This is a genomic window from Pseudoalteromonas byunsanensis (assembly GCF_001854475.1).
In the GTDB taxonomy this organism is placed as follows: Bacteria; Pseudomonadota; Gammaproteobacteria; order Enterobacterales; family Alteromonadaceae; genus Pseudoalteromonas; species Pseudoalteromonas byunsanensis.
In genome coordinates, this window is the sequence record NZ_MNAN01000037.1 from 400,424 (window position 1) to 419,343 (window position 18,920).

Annotated in this window: 14 protein-coding genes; 8 read left to right on the forward strand and 6 right to left on the reverse strand. The window is 41.4% G+C overall.

Annotated elements, in window-relative coordinates:
* Positions 1–145 precede the first annotated feature (145 nt).
* From BIW53_RS20140 to BIW53_RS20150, 3 genes are all read left to right on the forward strand, one after another.
* A complete protein-coding gene (locus BIW53_RS20140; RefSeq protein ID WP_070993802.1) occupies positions 146–2,023 on the forward strand; it encodes an alkaline phosphatase PhoX in 1,878 nt (625 codons plus the stop codon).
* 73 nt (positions 2,024–2,096) lie between these two features.
* Entirely contained in the window at positions 2,097–3,737 is a 1,641-nt protein-coding gene (locus tag BIW53_RS20145; RefSeq protein ID WP_139158899.1) for a hypothetical protein, read from the forward strand.
* 781 nt (positions 3,738–4,518) lie between these two features.
* Positions 4,519–5,079 (forward strand): uracil-DNA glycosylase family protein, encoded by a 561-nt coding sequence (locus tag BIW53_RS20150; RefSeq protein WP_070993803.1) that lies wholly within the window; start codon positions 4,519–4,521, stop codon positions 5,077–5,079.
* Between the two features lie 21 nt (positions 5,080–5,100).
* Here BIW53_RS20150 and BIW53_RS20155 read toward each other — a convergent pair whose 3' ends face one another.
* Complete coding sequence (locus BIW53_RS20155) at positions 5,101–5,586, reverse strand: GNAT family N-acetyltransferase (protein ID WP_070993804.1); 486 nt, start codon at positions 5,584–5,586, stop codon at positions 5,101–5,103.
* A gap of 80 nt (positions 5,587–5,666) precedes the next feature.
* Here BIW53_RS20155 and BIW53_RS20160 point away from each other — a divergent pair, with 80 nt between their 5' ends.
* From BIW53_RS20160 to BIW53_RS20175, 4 genes are all read left to right on the forward strand, one after another.
* Positions 5,667–6,587, forward strand: a complete 921-nt coding sequence (locus BIW53_RS20160; protein ID WP_070993805.1) for a LysR family transcriptional regulator — start codon at positions 5,667–5,669, stop codon at positions 6,585–6,587.
* A gap of 96 nt (positions 6,588–6,683) precedes the next feature.
* On the forward strand, positions 6,684–7,196 hold the full coding sequence (locus BIW53_RS20165) for a chalcone isomerase family protein (RefSeq protein WP_070993806.1): 513 nt from the start codon (positions 6,684–6,686) through the stop codon (positions 7,194–7,196).
* Positions 7,197–7,206: 10 nt separating this feature from the next.
* Entirely contained in the window at positions 7,207–7,749 is a 543-nt protein-coding gene (locus BIW53_RS20170; RefSeq protein ID WP_070993807.1) for a DUF3833 domain-containing protein, read from the forward strand.
* 130 nt (positions 7,750–7,879) lie between these two features.
* Positions 7,880–10,033 (forward strand): prolyl oligopeptidase family serine peptidase, encoded by a 2,154-nt coding sequence (locus BIW53_RS20175; RefSeq protein WP_070993808.1) that lies wholly within the window; start codon positions 7,880–7,882, stop codon positions 10,031–10,033.
* A 73-nt stretch (positions 10,034–10,106) separates the two neighbouring features.
* On the opposite strand, the gene BIW53_RS20180 is transcribed toward BIW53_RS20175, so the two are convergent.
* From BIW53_RS20180 to BIW53_RS20190, 3 genes are all read right to left on the reverse strand, one after another.
* Positions 10,107–10,565, reverse strand: a complete 459-nt coding sequence (locus BIW53_RS20180; RefSeq protein WP_070993809.1) for a GNAT family N-acetyltransferase — start codon at positions 10,563–10,565, stop codon at positions 10,107–10,109.
* A 211-nt stretch (positions 10,566–10,776) separates the two neighbouring features.
* Positions 10,777–10,959 carry a hypothetical protein gene (locus BIW53_RS20185; RefSeq protein ID WP_070993810.1) on the reverse strand — a complete coding sequence of 61 codons (183 nt, stop codon included), beginning with the start codon at positions 10,957–10,959 and terminating at the stop codon, positions 10,777–10,779.
* Positions 10,960–11,434: 475 nt separating this feature from the next.
* Positions 11,435–13,603 (reverse strand): M3 family metallopeptidase, encoded by a 2,169-nt coding sequence (locus BIW53_RS20190; RefSeq protein WP_070993811.1) that lies wholly within the window; start codon positions 13,601–13,603, stop codon positions 11,435–11,437.
* A gap of 198 nt (positions 13,604–13,801) precedes the next feature.
* Between BIW53_RS20190 and BIW53_RS20195 the strand changes: the two genes are divergently transcribed.
* A complete protein-coding gene (locus BIW53_RS20195) occupies positions 13,802–14,383 on the forward strand; it encodes a DJ-1/PfpI family protein (protein ID WP_070993812.1) in 582 nt (193 codons plus the stop codon).
* 71 nt (positions 14,384–14,454) lie between these two features.
* On the opposite strand, the gene BIW53_RS20200 is transcribed toward BIW53_RS20195, so the two are convergent.
* Positions 14,455–17,925: an ATP-binding protein gene (locus BIW53_RS20200; protein WP_070993813.1), complete on the reverse strand. Its 3,471-nt coding sequence runs from the start codon at positions 17,923–17,925 to the stop codon at positions 14,455–14,457.
* A complete protein-coding gene (locus BIW53_RS20205; protein WP_070993814.1) occupies positions 17,915–18,838 on the reverse strand; it encodes a GGDEF domain-containing response regulator in 924 nt (307 codons plus the stop codon). Before BIW53_RS20205 ends, BIW53_RS20200 begins: the two co-directional genes overlap by 11 nt.
* Between the last annotated feature and the right edge of the window lie 82 nt (positions 18,839–18,920).

Below are 18,920 nucleotides of genomic sequence, written 5' to 3' on the forward strand. Positions count from 1 at the left end.
TTGATGACATTGCTTTTCGATCTAGCCGCGCTTTGCATCATAACTGTCTGAAAAATTTAACATTACTGTCAGGCACCTGTAACACATACAACCCAAGCTATTGCCTCCTTAACAATAATTAGCAAGTGCAATTTGGAGTAACAGTATGAAGCGTTTAGCCTATTCTTTGATCGCAGGAGCCGTCACTCTCGCGCTCACGGCATGTAATGGCGATGATGGTGCGAAGGGTCAACAAGGGGAACAGGGGGTTCAGGGTACAACTGGTCAAAATGGTGTTGATGGCCAAAACGGTCAAGATGGTGCTAGCGGCCAACCTGGAAGCGATGGTGCCAACGGCAAAGATGGCGCTAATGGGGGAAGCGGTCTTATTCGTATTGCTACAGTACCAAATGGCGCCGAAGTAACCGGTTTGTTTCTGACCGAACAAGGTGACTTATTTTTCAACGTACAACACCCAGCTGACAGTAATACCGTAGCTACTGATGGTAAAACCTTTAATAAAGGGACTGTCGGCGTCTTAACCGGTGTAGACTTCAATAACCTGCCTCGCAACATCGTAAGTTCACCAGTTCCTGCTTCAGAACAAGAGCAACAAATCGTAATGTCGGCAATCGGTCAGTATCAGGTATTAGGGCAAACTGGTGATGTCTTTGCCAACTTGGGTGCAAAAGGCGTTACAGGTGGCCTTGGCGTGCACTACGGCATTAACTCAAAGCAAGAAATTATTCGTAACGACAACCCTGATTTCAACGGTTTCATTGCTACCTCTGACACCGAAGGCTACTTATTTACTAACTGGGAATCATATCCTGGGGGGATGAGCCGTTTGAAAATGAGCAAAGACACTAAGGGTGAATGGTCTATCACCGAAGCTATGATGGTAAACTTTGATGCTGTTCACGGCACCGCCGCAAACTGTTTTGGCTCTGTATCACCTTGGGGAACTCCCCTTACTTCTGAAGAGTGGATTGTTAACTCCAGCGTAGATAGCACGACCGATGCAAGCTGGAATGACCCAGCTGATACCCGAACAGATGGTATCGAAGCGCTAGTTGCACCAGATTTTCCCAACCCATACCGCTACGGCTACATCGCAGAAGTAAAGAACCCAACCAGCGCTTCACCCGATGTGATTAAGCATTTCACAATTGGTCGTTATGAGCATGAAAACTCAGTCGTAATGCCAGATGAGCGAACGGTTTATTCATCACAAGACGACACCGGTGGTGTATTGTTTAAATTTATTGCTGATCACCCCAAGGACCTAAGCTCAGGAACGCTGTATGGTGCAAAGTTAACTCAGGACGAGGGATTAAACGACCCAGCCGTTACTGGCTTTGATATCGAATGGGTCGAACTGGCCAGTGGCAGCAATGCAGACATCGCCACTTGGATAACAGAGTACGACAACATTACTACAGCAGACTACGTCGACGGTCAATCAAGCTATATCACTATGGCCGATGTCCAGGCATGGGCGGATGGCGCACAAACTTATCCAAGCATTGAACAAGGAGGCGGTCCAGTAACAGCTGGTAAGCCTATGGATAATCGCGTGGCCTTTTTGGAATCGCGCCAAGCCGCTCGCTTGAAAGGCGCAACTGCGGAGTGGCGTAAACTAGAAGGTATTAGTATTAACCTAGAGCGCGTAAAAGAAGCGGTGACAGGGGAAGATCTGATTGAAGGGGAAATTGTCGATAAAGCCTACATGTACATCGGCATTGCTGATATTGATAACACTATGACAGACGACCAAGGCGACATTCAATTGTCTCGTCGTGTTAAAGACTGTGGTGGGGTTTATCGCGCAGCCATCGATAGCAACTACAACCTAACTCGCATAGAACCTGTAGTCATGGGCGGCACCTACCGCTCAAGCCTCACTGGTGCTGAACGTTGTGATGTAAACCAGCTATCACAACCTGATAACGTCATCGTCATGCGAGATGGACGTATCATCATAGGCGAAGATGGCTTCCAAGATAATAACACGCTGTGGCTATACGACCCTAAGTCCAAATAACAGTCACTTTTTGTAAAACGGCGCTCGACTAAGAGCTGCCGTTTTTTTTGTCTAGCTAATGGAAGTCATAAAAATGAAATACCCTATCTTTGCTGCACTGATGATGCTAGGTTTGCTTAGTGGCTGCGAAAAATCCATCCAACAAGAAGTACAAAAAAACACACTTACTGTAACAGCACCTTTCAAACAGGACGATGATATTCCTGCAGTTGCCTATATTCAACACCATGAAATTTATAACGCTGAGTCTGTCATCCCACCTCAGTGTTATACTAAAACTGATGGTGTTAACAATCCTTGCTACGCCTGTCATCAAACAGATAAGCGTGATAAAAACAAACCAAATCAGATGTTTGACGGTCATCTGCAAGGAAATTACGAATTCTCCGATTTAGGCACCAAAAATCACTGGAAGAACCTATTCATCGACCGAACTGAGTTGGTAAAAGATATCTCTGATGAACACATTTTGGCGTGGATAAATCAAGACAACTACAGTCCTTTCATAGAAAAACTAAAGCAAAACAGTGACTGGCAGGGTGAAATTACCCCTATAGATAATCTGGCCTACCCTGAAAAAGCGTTCGATGAATTTGGCTTTGCTAGAGATGGTAGTGGCTGGGTAGCCTTTAACTACAAGCCTTTTCCCAGTACTTTTTGGCCCACTAATGGGTCAACTGGCGACGTTATGATCCGCCTGCCTGAAGAGTTTAGAACACATCAAGGGGTATACAATCGAGATGTGTATCTTGCAAACCTTAGTTTGGTGGAAATCGCACTCAAAGGCCTTGATGGCATATCTGTACCTGAGCTTGATGAACAGCGTATTGGCGAGGACCTGAATCAAGATGGCCAACTGAGTCGAATTTCTTATTTATCAAAGCGAAGTCATTACGTAGGCGATACAAAAGATGAGTTGGCGTATCAACTTTACCCACAAGGCACCGAGTTTTTACATACAGTGCGCTACATTGGCGTTGACCAACAAGGGAATATCTACAACGCTCCACGTATGAAAGAAGTTCGCTACATGAAGAAGCATAGGTTTAAATCAAAAGCAGCATTGGCCTCATCTTATTATCGAGAAGCAAAAGAGAAGTCATTTGAAAACCTGCCACAAACCCTTTATTTGGGAGATAAAGGAGTGAATAATACGTTTGGCTGGCTCATCAATGGTTACATCGAAGACGCCCAAGGACAACTGAGGCCACAACATGAACAGGAGCTCGCTTTTTGTAATGGCTGCCATAAAACAGTTGGGTCAACTTATGATCAAACGTTTTCATTTGCGCGTAAAGTAACTGGAAGAAATGGCTGGGGCTATATTGACCTAAAGTCCATGCAAGATGCACCTAATGTAGGTGAAGATCAAGGTGAGTTTCTAACTTATATGACCCGAGTTGGTGGTGGCGACGAATTTCGACAAAACCAAGAAATGCTTGCTCGCTGGTTTAATTCTGATGGCAGCGTTGATAAAGACAAAATAATGCAAGCCAAAACTCTCTATGAGCTTATAACCCCCTCAGCTGAACGTGCCTTAGCGCTAAATAAGGCTTATCTGACGATTGTAAAAGAGCAAAGCTATATTTTTGGTCGTGACGCAACACTCGTTGAGGCAACTAACGTGTTGCAGCATATCGACGAGTCACAATCCCCCCTAGAAGACGCACGGCAGTATGTATGGGATATGCAATTGGATTGGTCGAACCTTTAACTTGATAAAAAGTTGATCCAGCCATGGATCAGCTTTTTACTCACTTTAGACCCTTTATAGCTGCCATCAACCTCTTAGATAGCCAACAATATCAATCATATAACTTCAGATCATATTTTTACTAACTGCACTTGTCATACCTTCGAGTGATTCGAGGAGATCAGATTTTTACTAAGCTATATATTCCTTTGAGTACTTAATCAGCAGCGACAATCACCATCCACAACTCATCATAGATCAGTATTTTACTAACATAATTTATAAATACACTGCGTAAAAGCCCAGTAACCCTGAAGGTCGCAGCCCTTTATGAGGGACAAGACACACGGTTGAACGTCCCTATATGAAAAACACAGTTCCTGTACCAAGACATCATAGATCAGCTTTTTACTAACTTATCCTGTTGTTTTATTTTGAGATCATGTTTTTACTAACTGATCAGGAAAATGCGCTATCAGAGATCAGAATTTTACTAACATAAGCAATATAAGATCATATTTTTACCAACTGGATTGATAAAAATAGACTCTAGATCAGATTTTTATCAACTCTTGCTTAGTAAAATCGTGATCTCTGAAGGATACACGCCTAAATATCGTCTTTGTTTAAGCGGTTATCAATGAAATAGCGGCTTTAGTGGGTAAAATCCTGATCCAGATTAGCTTCCAGCAAACCGTCACTAGTGTGAGTTAGTAATTTTATGGTTTCGCGTATGACATTCGGACCCTGATGAAAATATGCTACATTAACGCTTTACAACCCACATCAAAGTACATCAAAAATGCAGATAATTAGTAACATACAATCTTGTACTCTATGTGAACCAGCACTCCCTCATGGCGCAAATCCGGTAGTGCAGGCAAGTAGTAAAGCAAAAATACTGATTGCAGGGCAAGCACCCAGTCTAAGCGTACATAGAACAGGTATGTTGTTTAACGATGCGAGTGGCAAAAGACTGAGAGATTGGTTGAATGTAACAGAAAAGCAGTTTTATAACCCTGAGTTTTTCGCGATTGTGCCCATGGCATTCTGTTATCCAGGCCGTGGCAGTTCGGGCGACTTACCACCCCCTGCACTTTGTGCAAAAACTTGGCACAAAGCTTTGCTGCCACAATTAACCAACGTTAGTTTAACGATTATTATCGGGCAGTATGCCCAGCGATACCACTTAGGTACCAGTACATCGCTCACAGAGCAAGTTAAAAACTGGAAAACACTCTTGCCCAAACGCATCGTATTGCCTCACCCAAGCCCACGAAATCAAGCTTGGCTAAAACGAAACCTATGGTTTGAGCAACAGGTTATTCCTGCTTTACAAGCTCACATACATACACTGATTTAACACCAAACAAAACGATTAGTGCTATAAGCCATTTTCAGCAAAAGATTTAAGCTCGTCACCAGATAAGCGGTAGATGATCCACTCATCTTGCGGTTTAGCTCCTATACTGTTGTAAAAATCAATCGCTGGTTTATTCCAATCAAGCACAACCCACTCAAAGCGGCCGCAATCATTTGCCAAAGCTAACTGAGCTAAGTACTGCATAATGGCTTTGCCAGCACCATTACCACGTTTATCTTGAGCAACGTACAAGTCTTCTAAATACAATCCATGCTTGCCTAACCAAGTTGAGTAGTTATAAAAATACACCGCAAAACCAATCGCTTCACCATCTTGTTCACAGATCAAAGCATGGGCTCGGGCGTGCTCACAAAACAACTTTTCTTCAATCTCTGACACTGTGTTTAACACCGCATCAGGCTCTTTTTCATATACTGCTAGGTCATTGATAAATTTTAGAATTAATGCTGCGTCTTGCTTCACTGCTGCACGGATTTGCATACTCATTTAAAAGGCCTATTTGATTTCAAAACCCTAGTGTATGCTAAAATAACTCATGAATTAAATGCATAATTTGCACAAGCTAAATGCACGGAGAACATAGTTTGTTACCTAACATCGATCTGAATCTGCTCAAGCTATTTGCATCGCTATACCAAAGTGGCTCGGTAAGCAAAACAGCACAAGATTTAAACCTGAGTCAATCGGCATGTAGCCATGCATTGACCAGACTCAGACTCCGGCTTGATGATGATCTATTTATCCGTATTGATAATGAAATGGTGCCTACCTTATTTGCACAGAAAATTGCGCAAAGTGTGTTACCCGCTCTGCAATTGTTATCTGATGGCCTCAATCCCAGTGAATCCTTCAACGCAAACCACAGCACAACATTCACTATCGCAACCACGGACTATACAGCTTGGTGCCTTAAGCCTCTGGTTAGACATTTTTGCGTACAATACCCACAAATTAATCTGCGCTTTGTTTCACTTGAACAACGTATTCCGCAAGAAGCATTGAAAAATGGCACACTTGACTTCGCTTGCGGCTTTTCACATCAGCAAGAGCGCAGTGAAAGTGTTGTTGATCATTTATGGTTTGAAGATCAATATATTACAGCCATCTCTAAGCAACATCCCATAGCCCAATACCCACAATTGACCTTAGATCACTTTTTGACTTACCAGCATATTCTTATCGCTCCATGGAACGAGACTAAAGGCATTGTTGATATTATGTTAGCTAAGTTGAAGAAGACTAGAACGATAGCTGTGACTGTTCCTCATGTTCTTATCGCGCCATATTACCTGACTCAGTCCCCCTATCTACTCACCTTGCCAAAAGCCTATGCACAACAAGTCGCTCAACCATTGGATTTGGTATTGCTTCCCCCACCACTTCGTATTCCAAACTATAAAATCAAGCTTTATTTGCACAAGACTCGACAAAACGACCCAAGATTGCTCTGGTTTATCGAGCAATTCAAAAGGTTTTTCGAGCTGTAATGCCCCTTGACAAAATTGTTTCATACACATCATAGCGATCGAGTTTTATCGTAACGCCGTACTAATCATATCTATGTCAAATTTTGGACTCAAGACATGCTTAGTAGAGTACTTTTATGCTTATCTTTATTAGCGACCAGCATGGCATACGCCTCTATTGCGCAGCAGCTTATCCCTGGAGCTAGAGCGGTTGGTGACTCACCAACGCTAACCTATCTATTTTGGGATATATATCAAGCCACTTTGTACGCTCCCAACGGTCAGTTTGATAGTAGCCGCCCGTTCATACTCAAGCTCCACTATCTGCGCGATCTGGAAGGAAAGGAAATTGCTAAACGCTCCATTGAGGAAATAAAAAAGCAAGGTTTCAAAAATGAGGCGAAGCTGTCTAACTGGCTGAATGAGATGCGGGAAATTTTCCCCGACGTAACAAATGGCACCGAATTATACGGACAACGAACAGAGCAGGGCAGTAGTCTCTTTTTCAACGGTAATACCTTGATAGGACAAATAGACGACCCATTGTTTACTAAATATTTCTTTGCCATCTGGCTGTCAGAGAACACCTCTGAACCCGCTATGCGCAAAGCGTTACTCAACATAAATTAGGAATCATGAAATGTTTAAAACACTCACTGTTTTTCTACTAACAATCCTATTGGCAGCTTGTGGTATTAGTATTGATGCAAACAAATATCAAAATATTGACCCACAATTCGATCCTTTCGAGTTTTTTAACGGCAAGGTCAAAGCATGGGGTATTGTGCAAGATCGCTCCGGTGACATGATACAACGTTTTACCGTTGAGATTGATGGAAGAACAGATGGTACTACTCTTACACTAGACGAAACATTTCATTACGAAGTAGGACAAGGCGTCACCCACAGAGTATGGAAAATTTCGGCGAAAGATAGAAGCCAACTGCAAGGCAGTGCAAACGATATACTGGGGCAGGCCAAAGGCCAACTTGCTGGCAACGTTATGCGTTGGCAATATGAAATGAGCTTGCCCGTTGATAAGACCAGTTACACTGTGCAATTTGACGACTGGATCTGGGCGTTTGAAGACAACACAATTATTAATCGATCCTACATTAAAAAGTTCGGCATCGTGATGGCGGAAGTAACTATTTTTATGCAGAAAACCCACCCTGAGGTGTAAACGAATGTAAATAAGAATATAATCCATTGAAATTTATTAATTTTTTTATTTTTTATGATTTCTCTTGGTTAATACTCGGTGCTAGCATACATGGGATGACAACTCAGCAAACTATCAAGGATAAAAAATCATGCTGAAAAAAACCTTACTAGCCTGTGCGCTAGTCTCACTGGCTGGCTGCCAAAATACCAATAATTATACACAACAAACGCAGAGTAATATGGAAACAAACACCTCGCCGTTGACGTATCCTCAAACCAGAAAAACCGACCATGTAGATAACTACTTTGGACATCAAGTCGCCGACCCATACCGCTGGTTAGAAGACGACATGAGCAATGAAACGGCATCATGGGTGAGCAGTCAAAATGAGACAACTCAAGCCTATTTATCGCAAATTCCTTATCGCGATCAGATAAAAGAAACTCTAACAAAACTAATGGATTATGAAAAGGTAGGCACACCATTCACTCATGGTGATTACACCTACTACTTTAAAAATGATGGATTACAAAATCAAAACGTGTTGTATCGAAAACTAGCAGATGGCAGCAGTGAAGTGTTTTTGGACCCCAATAACTTTAGTGAAGACGGTACTACGTCACTTGCTGGCCTGAGTTTTTCAAAGGATGGTTCTTTAATTGCCTACCAAATATCTGAAGGTGGCAGCGATTGGCGCAAAGTTATTGTGTTAAATACGCAAACCAAACAACAAATTGGTGAGACACTAGTTGATGTAAAATTTAGTGGTATCTCATGGCTTGGTAACACAGGTTTTTACTATGCAAGCTATGATAAACCTACAGGTAGTGAGCTGTCAGCCAAAACCGATCAACATAAACTTTATTTTCACAACTTAGCCGAGCCACAAAGCGCTGATACTCTTGTATTTGGTGGCACTGCTGAACAGAAGCACCGCTACGTAGGGTCTGACGTTACCGATGATGGTCGCTATTTATTGATTAGTGCCAGCATCTCTACTTCAGGTAATAAACTATTTATTAAAGACCTACAAAATCCTAATGCACAATTAGAAACTGTACTAGCAGAAGATAATTCGGATACCTATCTGCTTGAAAGCGACGACCAATGGCTATATTTTGTAACAAACTTAGACGCGCCGAATAAACGTATTGTTAAGGTAAACCCACAGAAACCACAGCCTGAGCATTGGCAAGATTTCATTGCACAGACAGAGCATGTACTCACAGCCTCAAGCGCTGGGGGGTATATCTTTACTCATTACATGGTCGATGCCATTTCAACTGTAAAACAGTATGATATGCAAGGAAAGCTGATAAGAGATATCTCTCTACCAGGCGCTGGGTCAGCTCATGGCTTCCAAGGCAATAAGAAAGATAAAACAATTTATTACGCATTTAGTAACTACAATACCCCTAGCACTTCATTTAGTTTTGATGTTGAGTCAGGCAAAAGTACTGTCTACCAAAAGTCTAAAATAAACTTTAATTCTGACGAATATGTTTCTGAGCAGGTTTTTTACACCTCAAAAGACGGTACTAAAGTACCTATGCTTATCACACATAAAAAAGGTTTAAAGCGTGATGGCAACAATCCCACAATTTTATACGGCTATGGTGGTTTTAACGTCAGTCTAACGCCATATTTCAGTTCAGCAACTGCAGCTTGGCTTGAGATGGGTGGTGTATATGCGGTGGCAAACATTCGCGGCGGTGGAGAGTATGGCAAGAACTGGCACAAAGCGGGGACTCAACTACAAAAACAAAATGTGTTTGATGACTTTATAGGTGCTGCGGAGTATTTGATCGATGAGAACTATGCGTCAAAACGTAAGTTAGCTGTTTTTGGTGGTTCTAATGGCGGTTTATTAGTAGGCGCTGTTATGACTCAGCGCCCAGACTTATTTCAAGTCGCACTACCTGCTGTGGGAGTACTTGATATGCTTAGATATCATACCTTTACATCAGGTGCAGGTTGGGCGTATGACTACGGCACAGCTGAACAAAGTGAGCAAATGTTTAAATATCTCAAAGGGTATTCACCTGTTCACAATGTCAAAGCTGGCGTGAAGTATCCTGCTACTTTGATTACTACAGGTGATCACGATGACCGCGTAGTACCTGCGCATTCATACAAGTTTGCCGCAGAGCTTCAGGAGAAACAAGCTGGTAGCAGTCCTACATTGATAAGGATCGAAACTAATGCGGGGCATGGAGCAGGTACGCCTACCAGTAAGATAATTGACAAATATACAGACATCTTTGGCTTTGCATTACACAACATGGGTGTCAAAAAGTTGTAAAATGGACGTTTAAACAGTTCTGATATCTACACAACAAACATCGACTGAAAAATCGGTGTTTGTTGTGTTTCACTTAATTTAAAGATAGTTCCATGAATACACTCAGCGGGTTATCTGTGTAAAAACCAAAACGCTCACAACGCTTAAATCCTAAGTTCTCATATAAACTAATAGCTTCTGTTTGTTTGCTACCTGTTTCCAAACGGATAAGAGGGATCTGAGCTTCTCCGGCATAGTGTAGTAATATCTGCATAATACGCCGTGAAAGACCCTTACCACGATAACTAGGACGCACATACAAGCGCTTGATTTCCCCATAAAGCGTTTTGTTGAACTGCTTGACGATCGCCCCACACGCGACTATGCCGTCTTCATTCCTAAGCCCGATAGCATGTACATTGGGTTGACGTAACTCTTCTAATGCCAATGATTGGTCACTAGCTATAGGATATAAGGTGTTCATTAGGCGATCGATTTCTGTGAATACTTCAATGACGCTAGGGTCATCCGGGTTTAAATCGACTAATTGCATATACATTTCTCAGTAATTTTGAGTACTTTTTGCGAATAACAAACTATACCGAGTTGAATAGAATGAACAAGTAAATTTATCTAATAATCATCCTATTTTTATCGAACTTTGAAGGGGAGGGGAGATAAATACAGTATCTGGTCAAGGATAACCAAACAACATACACCAATCCAAACAAGGTAGTTTGGATGCCAATATATTTAAATTCTACTTAAACTTTTTGTTCTGTACACTGAGACTCACTGCACTCTTGCTGAACAGTAGCTGATGTATTTATAGCTTGGCTCGGAAAGGTAAACAAAGTCAACGCTAGTAAAACAAGTGTAATAGCAATAGTAACAGGAAGAGTTAATTGCTGTTCTGAATCAACATTATAGGTACGGAATAATGCCATGATGCGCTCCTAAAAAATAACCAGCTAATAAAAAGCACAACATCCCTGAATGAAACTTTATAAGTATTAGCAACTAAATGAACGTTAACTTAATAAAGTATGAGTATTTATAACAAATGAATCAGAAAAACTCAAACAAAGTGATTAGCGAAAAATAAAAAAACCATACAAAAAAACTAAAAAAGCTCAATAAACACTTTAAATTCAATCCATTACCAGCTCATCCGACCAGAATAAAAAAAGCACAAAAAATTATAGAAAAGTCTCCGAAAGCCACTATTTTTAAGCCAATGAGCTAATTATTTTAGCAACTTTCAATACCAAGGTCGTAAACCCCCTTTACAAACGACTTCGATCTGCAAGGCTTAAGTGAGCTTGTGGAATATCAAAACTGAACAAAAATCGTGATAAATATAGGCCATGAAAGATAGACAAAAAAAGAGGGCGATAAACGCCCTCATAAATATTTTACTAATTACAATTTGACGGGAAAGCCGCGATCACGCATTAAGGCGCTAACGTCTGCATCTCTGCCTCTAAACAAGCGATATGCCTCAGCTGGATCCATTGCGTTTCTGACCGAGAATAAATATTTCACTAATCGCTCAGACACCTTTGGATCATAAAATCCTCCCGGAGCGTTAGCAAAAGCTTCAGCAGCATCTGACGTTAACACTTCGGCCCACAGATAGCCATAATAACCTGCTGCATATCCTTCACCAGAGAATACATGTCCAAACTGTGTACTGCGATGGCGCATCACAAGTTCAGATGGCATACCAAGTTTATCTAGCTGTTCCTTTTCAAATTGTGCAGGTTTGATCTTTTTCGGATCCGTGCTGTGATAAAGTAGATCCATCATAGCCGACGCCAAGTATTCGGTAGTTGCAAAACCTTGGTTAAATGTCGCTGACTTTTTAATTTTCGCCACAAGTTCTTTAGGCATTGGCTCTCCAGTTTCCTGATGAACTAGGAACTGATTAATTACCTCATCAGTTGTTAACCAACGTTCGAGTAACTGAGACTGAAACTCGGTATAGTCTCTGACACCGTTGTGTGAACTAGGGTAAACAACATCAGCAGCTAAAAAGTGTAAAGCGTGACCAAACTCGTGAAAGTATGTTTCAGCATCCGACCATGAAATCAAGGTTGGTTTACCTTCAGCACCTTTTACGAAGTTAGAGTTATTCGAGCTAAGTACGTTGGTTTTACCATCAAATGTGGTGTAACTACGATAGGTCGTCGCCCATGCACCGGAGCGTTTACCTTTGCGGGCAAACGGGTCCAGATACCAAAGGCCAACGTGCTCACCTGTTGTTTTATCTTTTACTTCCCACACACTCACATCTGGGTGGAATACAGGCACTTTTCCATCTGGTACTTCAGTAAATTCAAAATTAAATAATCGACCCGCTACATAGAACATCGCGTCACGTAACTTATCTAATTGCAGATATTGTTTAACTTCATTTGAATCTAAGTCATATTTGTCCTTACGCACTTTTTCTGCGTAAAAACGATAATCCCAAGGTTCAATAGTGATCCCCGCACCTTCTTTATCTGCAATAGCTTGCATGTCTGCAACTTCTTCTTTAACACGTGCAGTTGCTGCCGGCCAAACTTTATTCATCAGCGCCATAGCATTGGCAGGGTTCTTGGCCATACGATCTTCCAAGCGCCATTGTGCATAATTATCATAACCTAGCAGGTTTACACGTTCATGGCGTAAGGTAAGAATATCTTTGATAATGGCATTGTTATCAAACTCATCGCCATTTCCACCACGGTTATAATAATTTTTCCAGACTTGCTCTCTTAAAGCTCGCTCTGTCGAGTAGGTTAAAAACGGATCCATTGAAGAGCGCGAGTTAGTAATCGCGTACATTCCTTCTTTACCGCGCTCTTTTGCCGCCGCCGCTGCGGCTTCAATAAATGATGTTGGCAACCCAGACAACTGTTGGTCGTTAAGATAAACCACGTAATTTTCTTCATCCGCTAATACATTTGAAGAAAACTTCGTATACAGTGACGCCAACTGTTCGTTAATCTGCGCGTAACGTTCCTTAGCTTCTCCTTTAAGAGTTGCGCCGTTACGTGCAAAACTGTTGTATGTCATCCATGTAATACGCTGCTGCTCTGATGTCAGCTTTTTAAACTCTTGACTTTCGTATACCGTCTTAACACGCTCAAATAGCTTGCTATTTTGAGTTATTTTAGATTGAAATGCAGAAAGCTTTGGTGCCATTTCGCTACGAATAGCTCGTAACTCAGGGCTAGACTTGTTCGCACTCCAGATCCCATAGTACGTATAAACGCGATCCAGTGTTTGGCCTGCACGCTCTAACGCTACAATAGTGTTTTTAAATGTTGGTTTTTCTGGATTATTTGCAATTAATTCAATTTCAGACAATTGTTCAGCCATACCAAATTCAAGTGCAGGCTTTAAATCGGCAATGTTCATTTTATCGAACTGTGGTACCCCTTGATAAGGCCCCGCAAATTCTTGTAATAATACGTTAGCTTGTTCTACTTGTTGCGCTTGAGTCGTACTGTGTTCGCTATAAGTTGAACTACAACCCGATAGGGTGAGTGCCAACGTCAAGCTTACCGCTGTGCTGACAGCCGTGATTGTTGTTTTAATCATAATTATGCTCTTAGTTTTCTTGTTCGGTTAAATAAACCAGTTGGGTAAGTCTAAATGGGGAACAAAAAACTGCAACATATTATCGGTAAAAGAACAATAAGTACGACTAATGTAAAAACAACTATTACTTTGCCACGCAGATAACTACACTGTTAATAATTGCGTTGGTAAGTCACAACTACAAGCAGGTGAAAATTTATGGAAGTTGGTATCTTTATCTATGATGGAGTTGAAGTCCTTGATTTTAGTGGCCCCTATGAGGTTTTTTCAACGACTAATCAGTTTGTTAGTGAGCATATTGGTGTCAGTCTAGTTGCTCCAACTCATTCACCAGTAAGAACGAGGGGCGGAATGAGTGTAAACCCCCATTACAGTATTTATGCTCATCCACATTTTGACCTATTAATCGTAGCTGGCGGGAAGCATCAGGGAATAGAAAAGAATCCTATTATTCTGCATTGGCTCGCTGAGACAGCGCAACATACTCGTTCTTGTGCTTCTGTTTGTACAGGCGTATTTTTATTTGCCGCAGCTGGGCTTATTGATGAAATGAAAGTTACAACACATTGGGAAGACATAGACAACTTAAAGCAAAACTACCCGCAGTTATGTGTGATAGAGAACAGCCGCTACATTATGGATCAGAATTTTACTAGTTCTGCAGGAATATCAGCAGGCATTGATATGAGCCTTGCTTTAGTCAGAAAGCACTTTGGTACAAATATCGCTAAAACGACGGCAAAACAAATGGAATATTATTGGTCCGAAATGGAGAAGTAACCCTTTTACTAAATAGTAGAAAGCCATTTGTCATTAACAATAAGCGACAGAGCCTGATTTGTTCAGGCTTGTCAGCTTGCTGCATTTAAGACTTGATTTTCAATTTGAATACATACCTGCTCTAGTTCTGTCTGTACCTTCAGGTACAACTCTCGACAAACTTCACTTTGCTCTGCGTCATTTGCAGCATGCTCTAACGAGTTTGCCCAATGATGGAGACGCTTCGCTCCCACGTCTCCAGCTTGCCCTTTGATTGCATGTGCAGCCTGTTTAATACGTTCTAGATTGACAGCCTCCACAGCTTCTGTCAGCTCACGAAAACGAGCATTAGCACTTTGTGTAAAGAGTTCGCATATCTTTACGTATAAACTCTCATCATTCATCAGCCGCTCTAGTGCAGCCTCACGGTCTAATACTTTCATACTCTCATTTTCCAAAAGTACGCTGTCGTTTTCCTTATTAATACTGCTATTAGGTTGTTTATTTATCTGTGTATTAGTATTTGTTTGTGTATTAATATTCGCCTGAGCATCTTTATACTTTAGCAAGGTTGTAAATAAGGTAAGTGAGTCAATTGGCTTAGAAATATAGTCATTCATTCCCGCCGCCTTACAACGTTGCATTTCACCTTGCATAGTACTAGCGGTCAAAGCAATGATAGGAACAGACTGATATAACTGACCAGCTAGGCCTGAACGTACTGCAACAGTAGTTTCATAGCCATCCATTACGGGCATATTACAATCCATTAGGATAGCCAATATTTGAACCTGCTGAGCCGCAAGTGAATTGAGCTTTTGAATTAACTCTTGACCAGAATGAACGAGCAAAGAAACCACATTATGGGCATTGAGGATCCCTCTTGCTACCTCCAGGTTAATTTGATTGTCATCAACGACCACGACAGTTAGGCCCTCCAGTGAGTCAAACTGTTCTCCATACGCTTCACTATCGAAGCATGACATACCTGTGTGACCAAAAATTTTCAAAGTCCCTTCACGGTTTATGCTGGCAAGTACATCTGAATAACGCACAGGTTTACTCAATACCACCAACCCTTTATTTACAGGCATTGGGTCGTTGACCGGATCATAGACAAAACACGCTTTTTTATTTGCGCCAGACGCGTTAGCCAGATTTTGTCCCAGTTCAATGCCCACATCAACCAACCACAAGTCAGCTTGATTCAAGTCACATATGTGAGCGCCATAAAGGCTCAAAAACTTTTTAAAATAAGCCTCTTCTTCTTGTGTTTTTGCCGCTATATATATTTTTTTATCCGCCAGTACCGGTTCTATCACAAGCTTTTTAGCATCACTTAATGCAAAAGGAATAGAAAAACAAAAACTGCTTCCTTTACCTTTTTCTGAGGTGAAGTAGATCTCTCCCCCCATCAATTCACATAACTGCTTACAAATCGACAACCCTAACCCTGTCCCTCCATATTCCGATGAAGTCTCCGGCGACTCTTGGCTAAAAGATTGAAATAACTGACTGTGACTTTGCTTTGCGATACCTATTCCGGTATCTCTCACCTCAACCTCTAACCAAACCTTTTCATCCAGCTCTTTAGTTTTAGCATATACAAATACCCCGCCTGTGTGGGTAAACTTAATCGCATTACTGATCAAATTATAAAGTACCTGTTTAAGGCGGCCACCATCTCCTGTAACACTGAGATACATTACGTCTACCGCATCTAACATATAATCAATGCCCTTTTGCTGAGCTTTGACACTCACAGAACTGGTCACATGCTCAAGGAGCTCTAGCGGATTGAATGGCCGCGCACTCACTTCTAATTTTCCTGCTTCAATTTTAGACAGATCTAATACATCATTTATCAATCTCATTAAAGTTTTAGCACTGGTACTCATCATATCTAGATAATTACCTTGCTGTTGACTCAAAGGCTCTCGACGCACTAATTCCAACGTGCCTAAAATTCCATTGAGAGGTGTTCTCATTTCATGACTTATGCTTGAAATAAAAGCACTTTTTACCTTTGATGATTCTTCCGCTTTACGCTTTGCTATGTCCAGCTCTAATGTTCGTTGTTCAACCTGAAGCTCCAAAGAAGCGTTCATTTTTACAATTTCCGCTTTAGCTTTATTTTGCTCCGTCACATCAGCTACAAACAGAGCAAACCCCAATAAATTTCCGTCAGCCGAGCGAATAGGCGACGCTGACAGCTCCAAATCTCTTGATTCACCCAATAGATCTGCGTGGATCTCAAATGTCTGAAGCCCTCTTCTGTGCATCACGTTATACAAGGTAGAGTGAATATAATCTTCTGGTATATGACGCTTTAGTACTTTGTAAGACTTGTCAGTCGAAGTTTTTAATTCTGGAAAAATCCGCTCTGCCGCTGCATTGTGGCTGATAATACCCAGTTGTTCATTAAAGCCAATAATCCCATCAGACGCACCATTGATGATGTCAGCCAACTGCGAGCGAGCTTCAAGCAATTGCTGGTTATTTCTAAAATAAACCCACAAAGCCAACAAGCCCAGCATAAAAATGATGCCAACAATTAACATCAAGGAATAAACACTCAGCCTGTTTTGTAGTAAATACTCTTCATACTGCGCCATAGGGAGCATTGTAACGCCATTTATTTGTCCACTTTCAGAGTTAGATGCTACAAATAGATCAGTACGTTTTGCCATAAACTCAAGATTGGAGGTTTTTTGCGTAACCGATAGCATTGATGAATCTGACCAAGGCTGGGCTGCGTAATTAGATTGCCAAGTCTGCTGACTGGCAAGATCCTTACTAAAGCGCATAGCTTCATCAGGATGATAGATAAAATGGCCAGTGCTGTTTAAAAGTATAAACTGGGCACTTGCCAAAGATAATTGTTTGAGCTTATCAAGGAGCAGTTGGGCATCTATGTTGACAACCAATACTGAGAAAAGCTCATTTTGTTCATTATAAACCGGCGCAGCTAGGCGTATCGTAGGTTTCAATGGGTAGACTATTTCTCCATGTTCTCGGTTTAAGTCTATCTGTGATACATATATACGACGCTCTTTTAGTTTGATGGTTTCGGTAAAATAATGTCGATGTGCCTTATTTTGCAATTTTGAATGCGGCCGTACACTTACCAAACCACCGTAACGGTCAGTTCTAACTAACTCATCTCCTGTTTGGCTATCAATTAAGCGTAACTGATCTATATCTGCGTATGTATACATCATGGAACTGAAAATTTGCGCCAAACGGTTCCTCCACAGCTCAGTGGTCGTGCTGTCTTTTGGGTCGATGCCTTGATTACGCTGAGCGCGTGAAATTCCCTGAATGGGCGGTGTTTCAATTAAAAAGTTAATGTAATTTCTATATTTTTGCACTTCGCGATTTAAAAGCCGCTTCTTACTCTCCAGCAGCTCAGTGAGCTCCTGTTCGACTTTAATTTGAGTCTTTCTCTCTATATTTCCATCGAAATATAGCGTTACCACAAGCATTATAAGTAGCAATGTAAAAAGGCTTGCCCACAGTGACATGCCTTTTTTAAACAAGCTGAAAATATGTTCACTCGTCACTGGGTAGTTCCTTTATTGAGATCTCGTTGCGGCCTTTATTTTTAGACAAATAAAGTTGCTCATCAGCAGCTTCTAACCACTTTTGGCCGTTGCACTGTCGGACGCTATCGCTGTACACCCCGCCAATACTGAGCGTCACATAACCAAACTTAGAGGCTTCATGTGGCAGATTAGCTTCTTGTATTCGCTGCTTTAAAGCACAAGAAAGCTTTTCTAAGCCATGCCTATCAACTTGCGGCATGATACAAACAAATTCTTCTCCACCGTATCGTACTACCGCATCTTCACCACGGTGATGGTTGCATTTAATCAATTGAGCCACGCGCTTTAAGCATTCATCCCCTTTAATATGACCATAAAAGTCGTTATATTTTTTAAACCAATCTATGTCCGCCATAATTAATGAGAACGCGGTACGATTACGCTTGGCATAAGACAAGCGTTTATCCAACTCAGAAGTCAGGTAATGTCGGTTATAAACTTGTGTTAACCCGTCAATAAAGGCCATTGATTTTAGTTGCCTATGCTGATGTAAAAGCCGTACTTGTGCCTCAACACGGTGCATTAACGTTAGTGCATTAACAGGTTTTATCACAAAGTCACTGCCACCAGCTTGCCAGCAACGCGTTTGTTCATGATCTTGATGATGGGAGGTAACAAAGATAATCGGTATGTCTTTGGTAAAATCACTTTGCTTTAGCAACTTGCACGTTTCTAGTCCGTTCATTACCGGCATTTCCACATCCATAAGAATGATGTCAGGCTGATGCGATTGACAGTACTCCATGCACTCTAGGCCGCTCGCACAACGCGCTGTTCGGTAACTCTTCGACAAAATACTTTCTAGGACGAGGTAATTAATTTCATCATCTTCAACTATCAAAATAGTAGGGCTCGAATTAACCTGTTCCATAATTTATTGTAATAATGAAGGATAGATATAAATGTAGTCGAGCCCGCTACATTTGCAAAAATATAGCTTTTTGGATGAAACA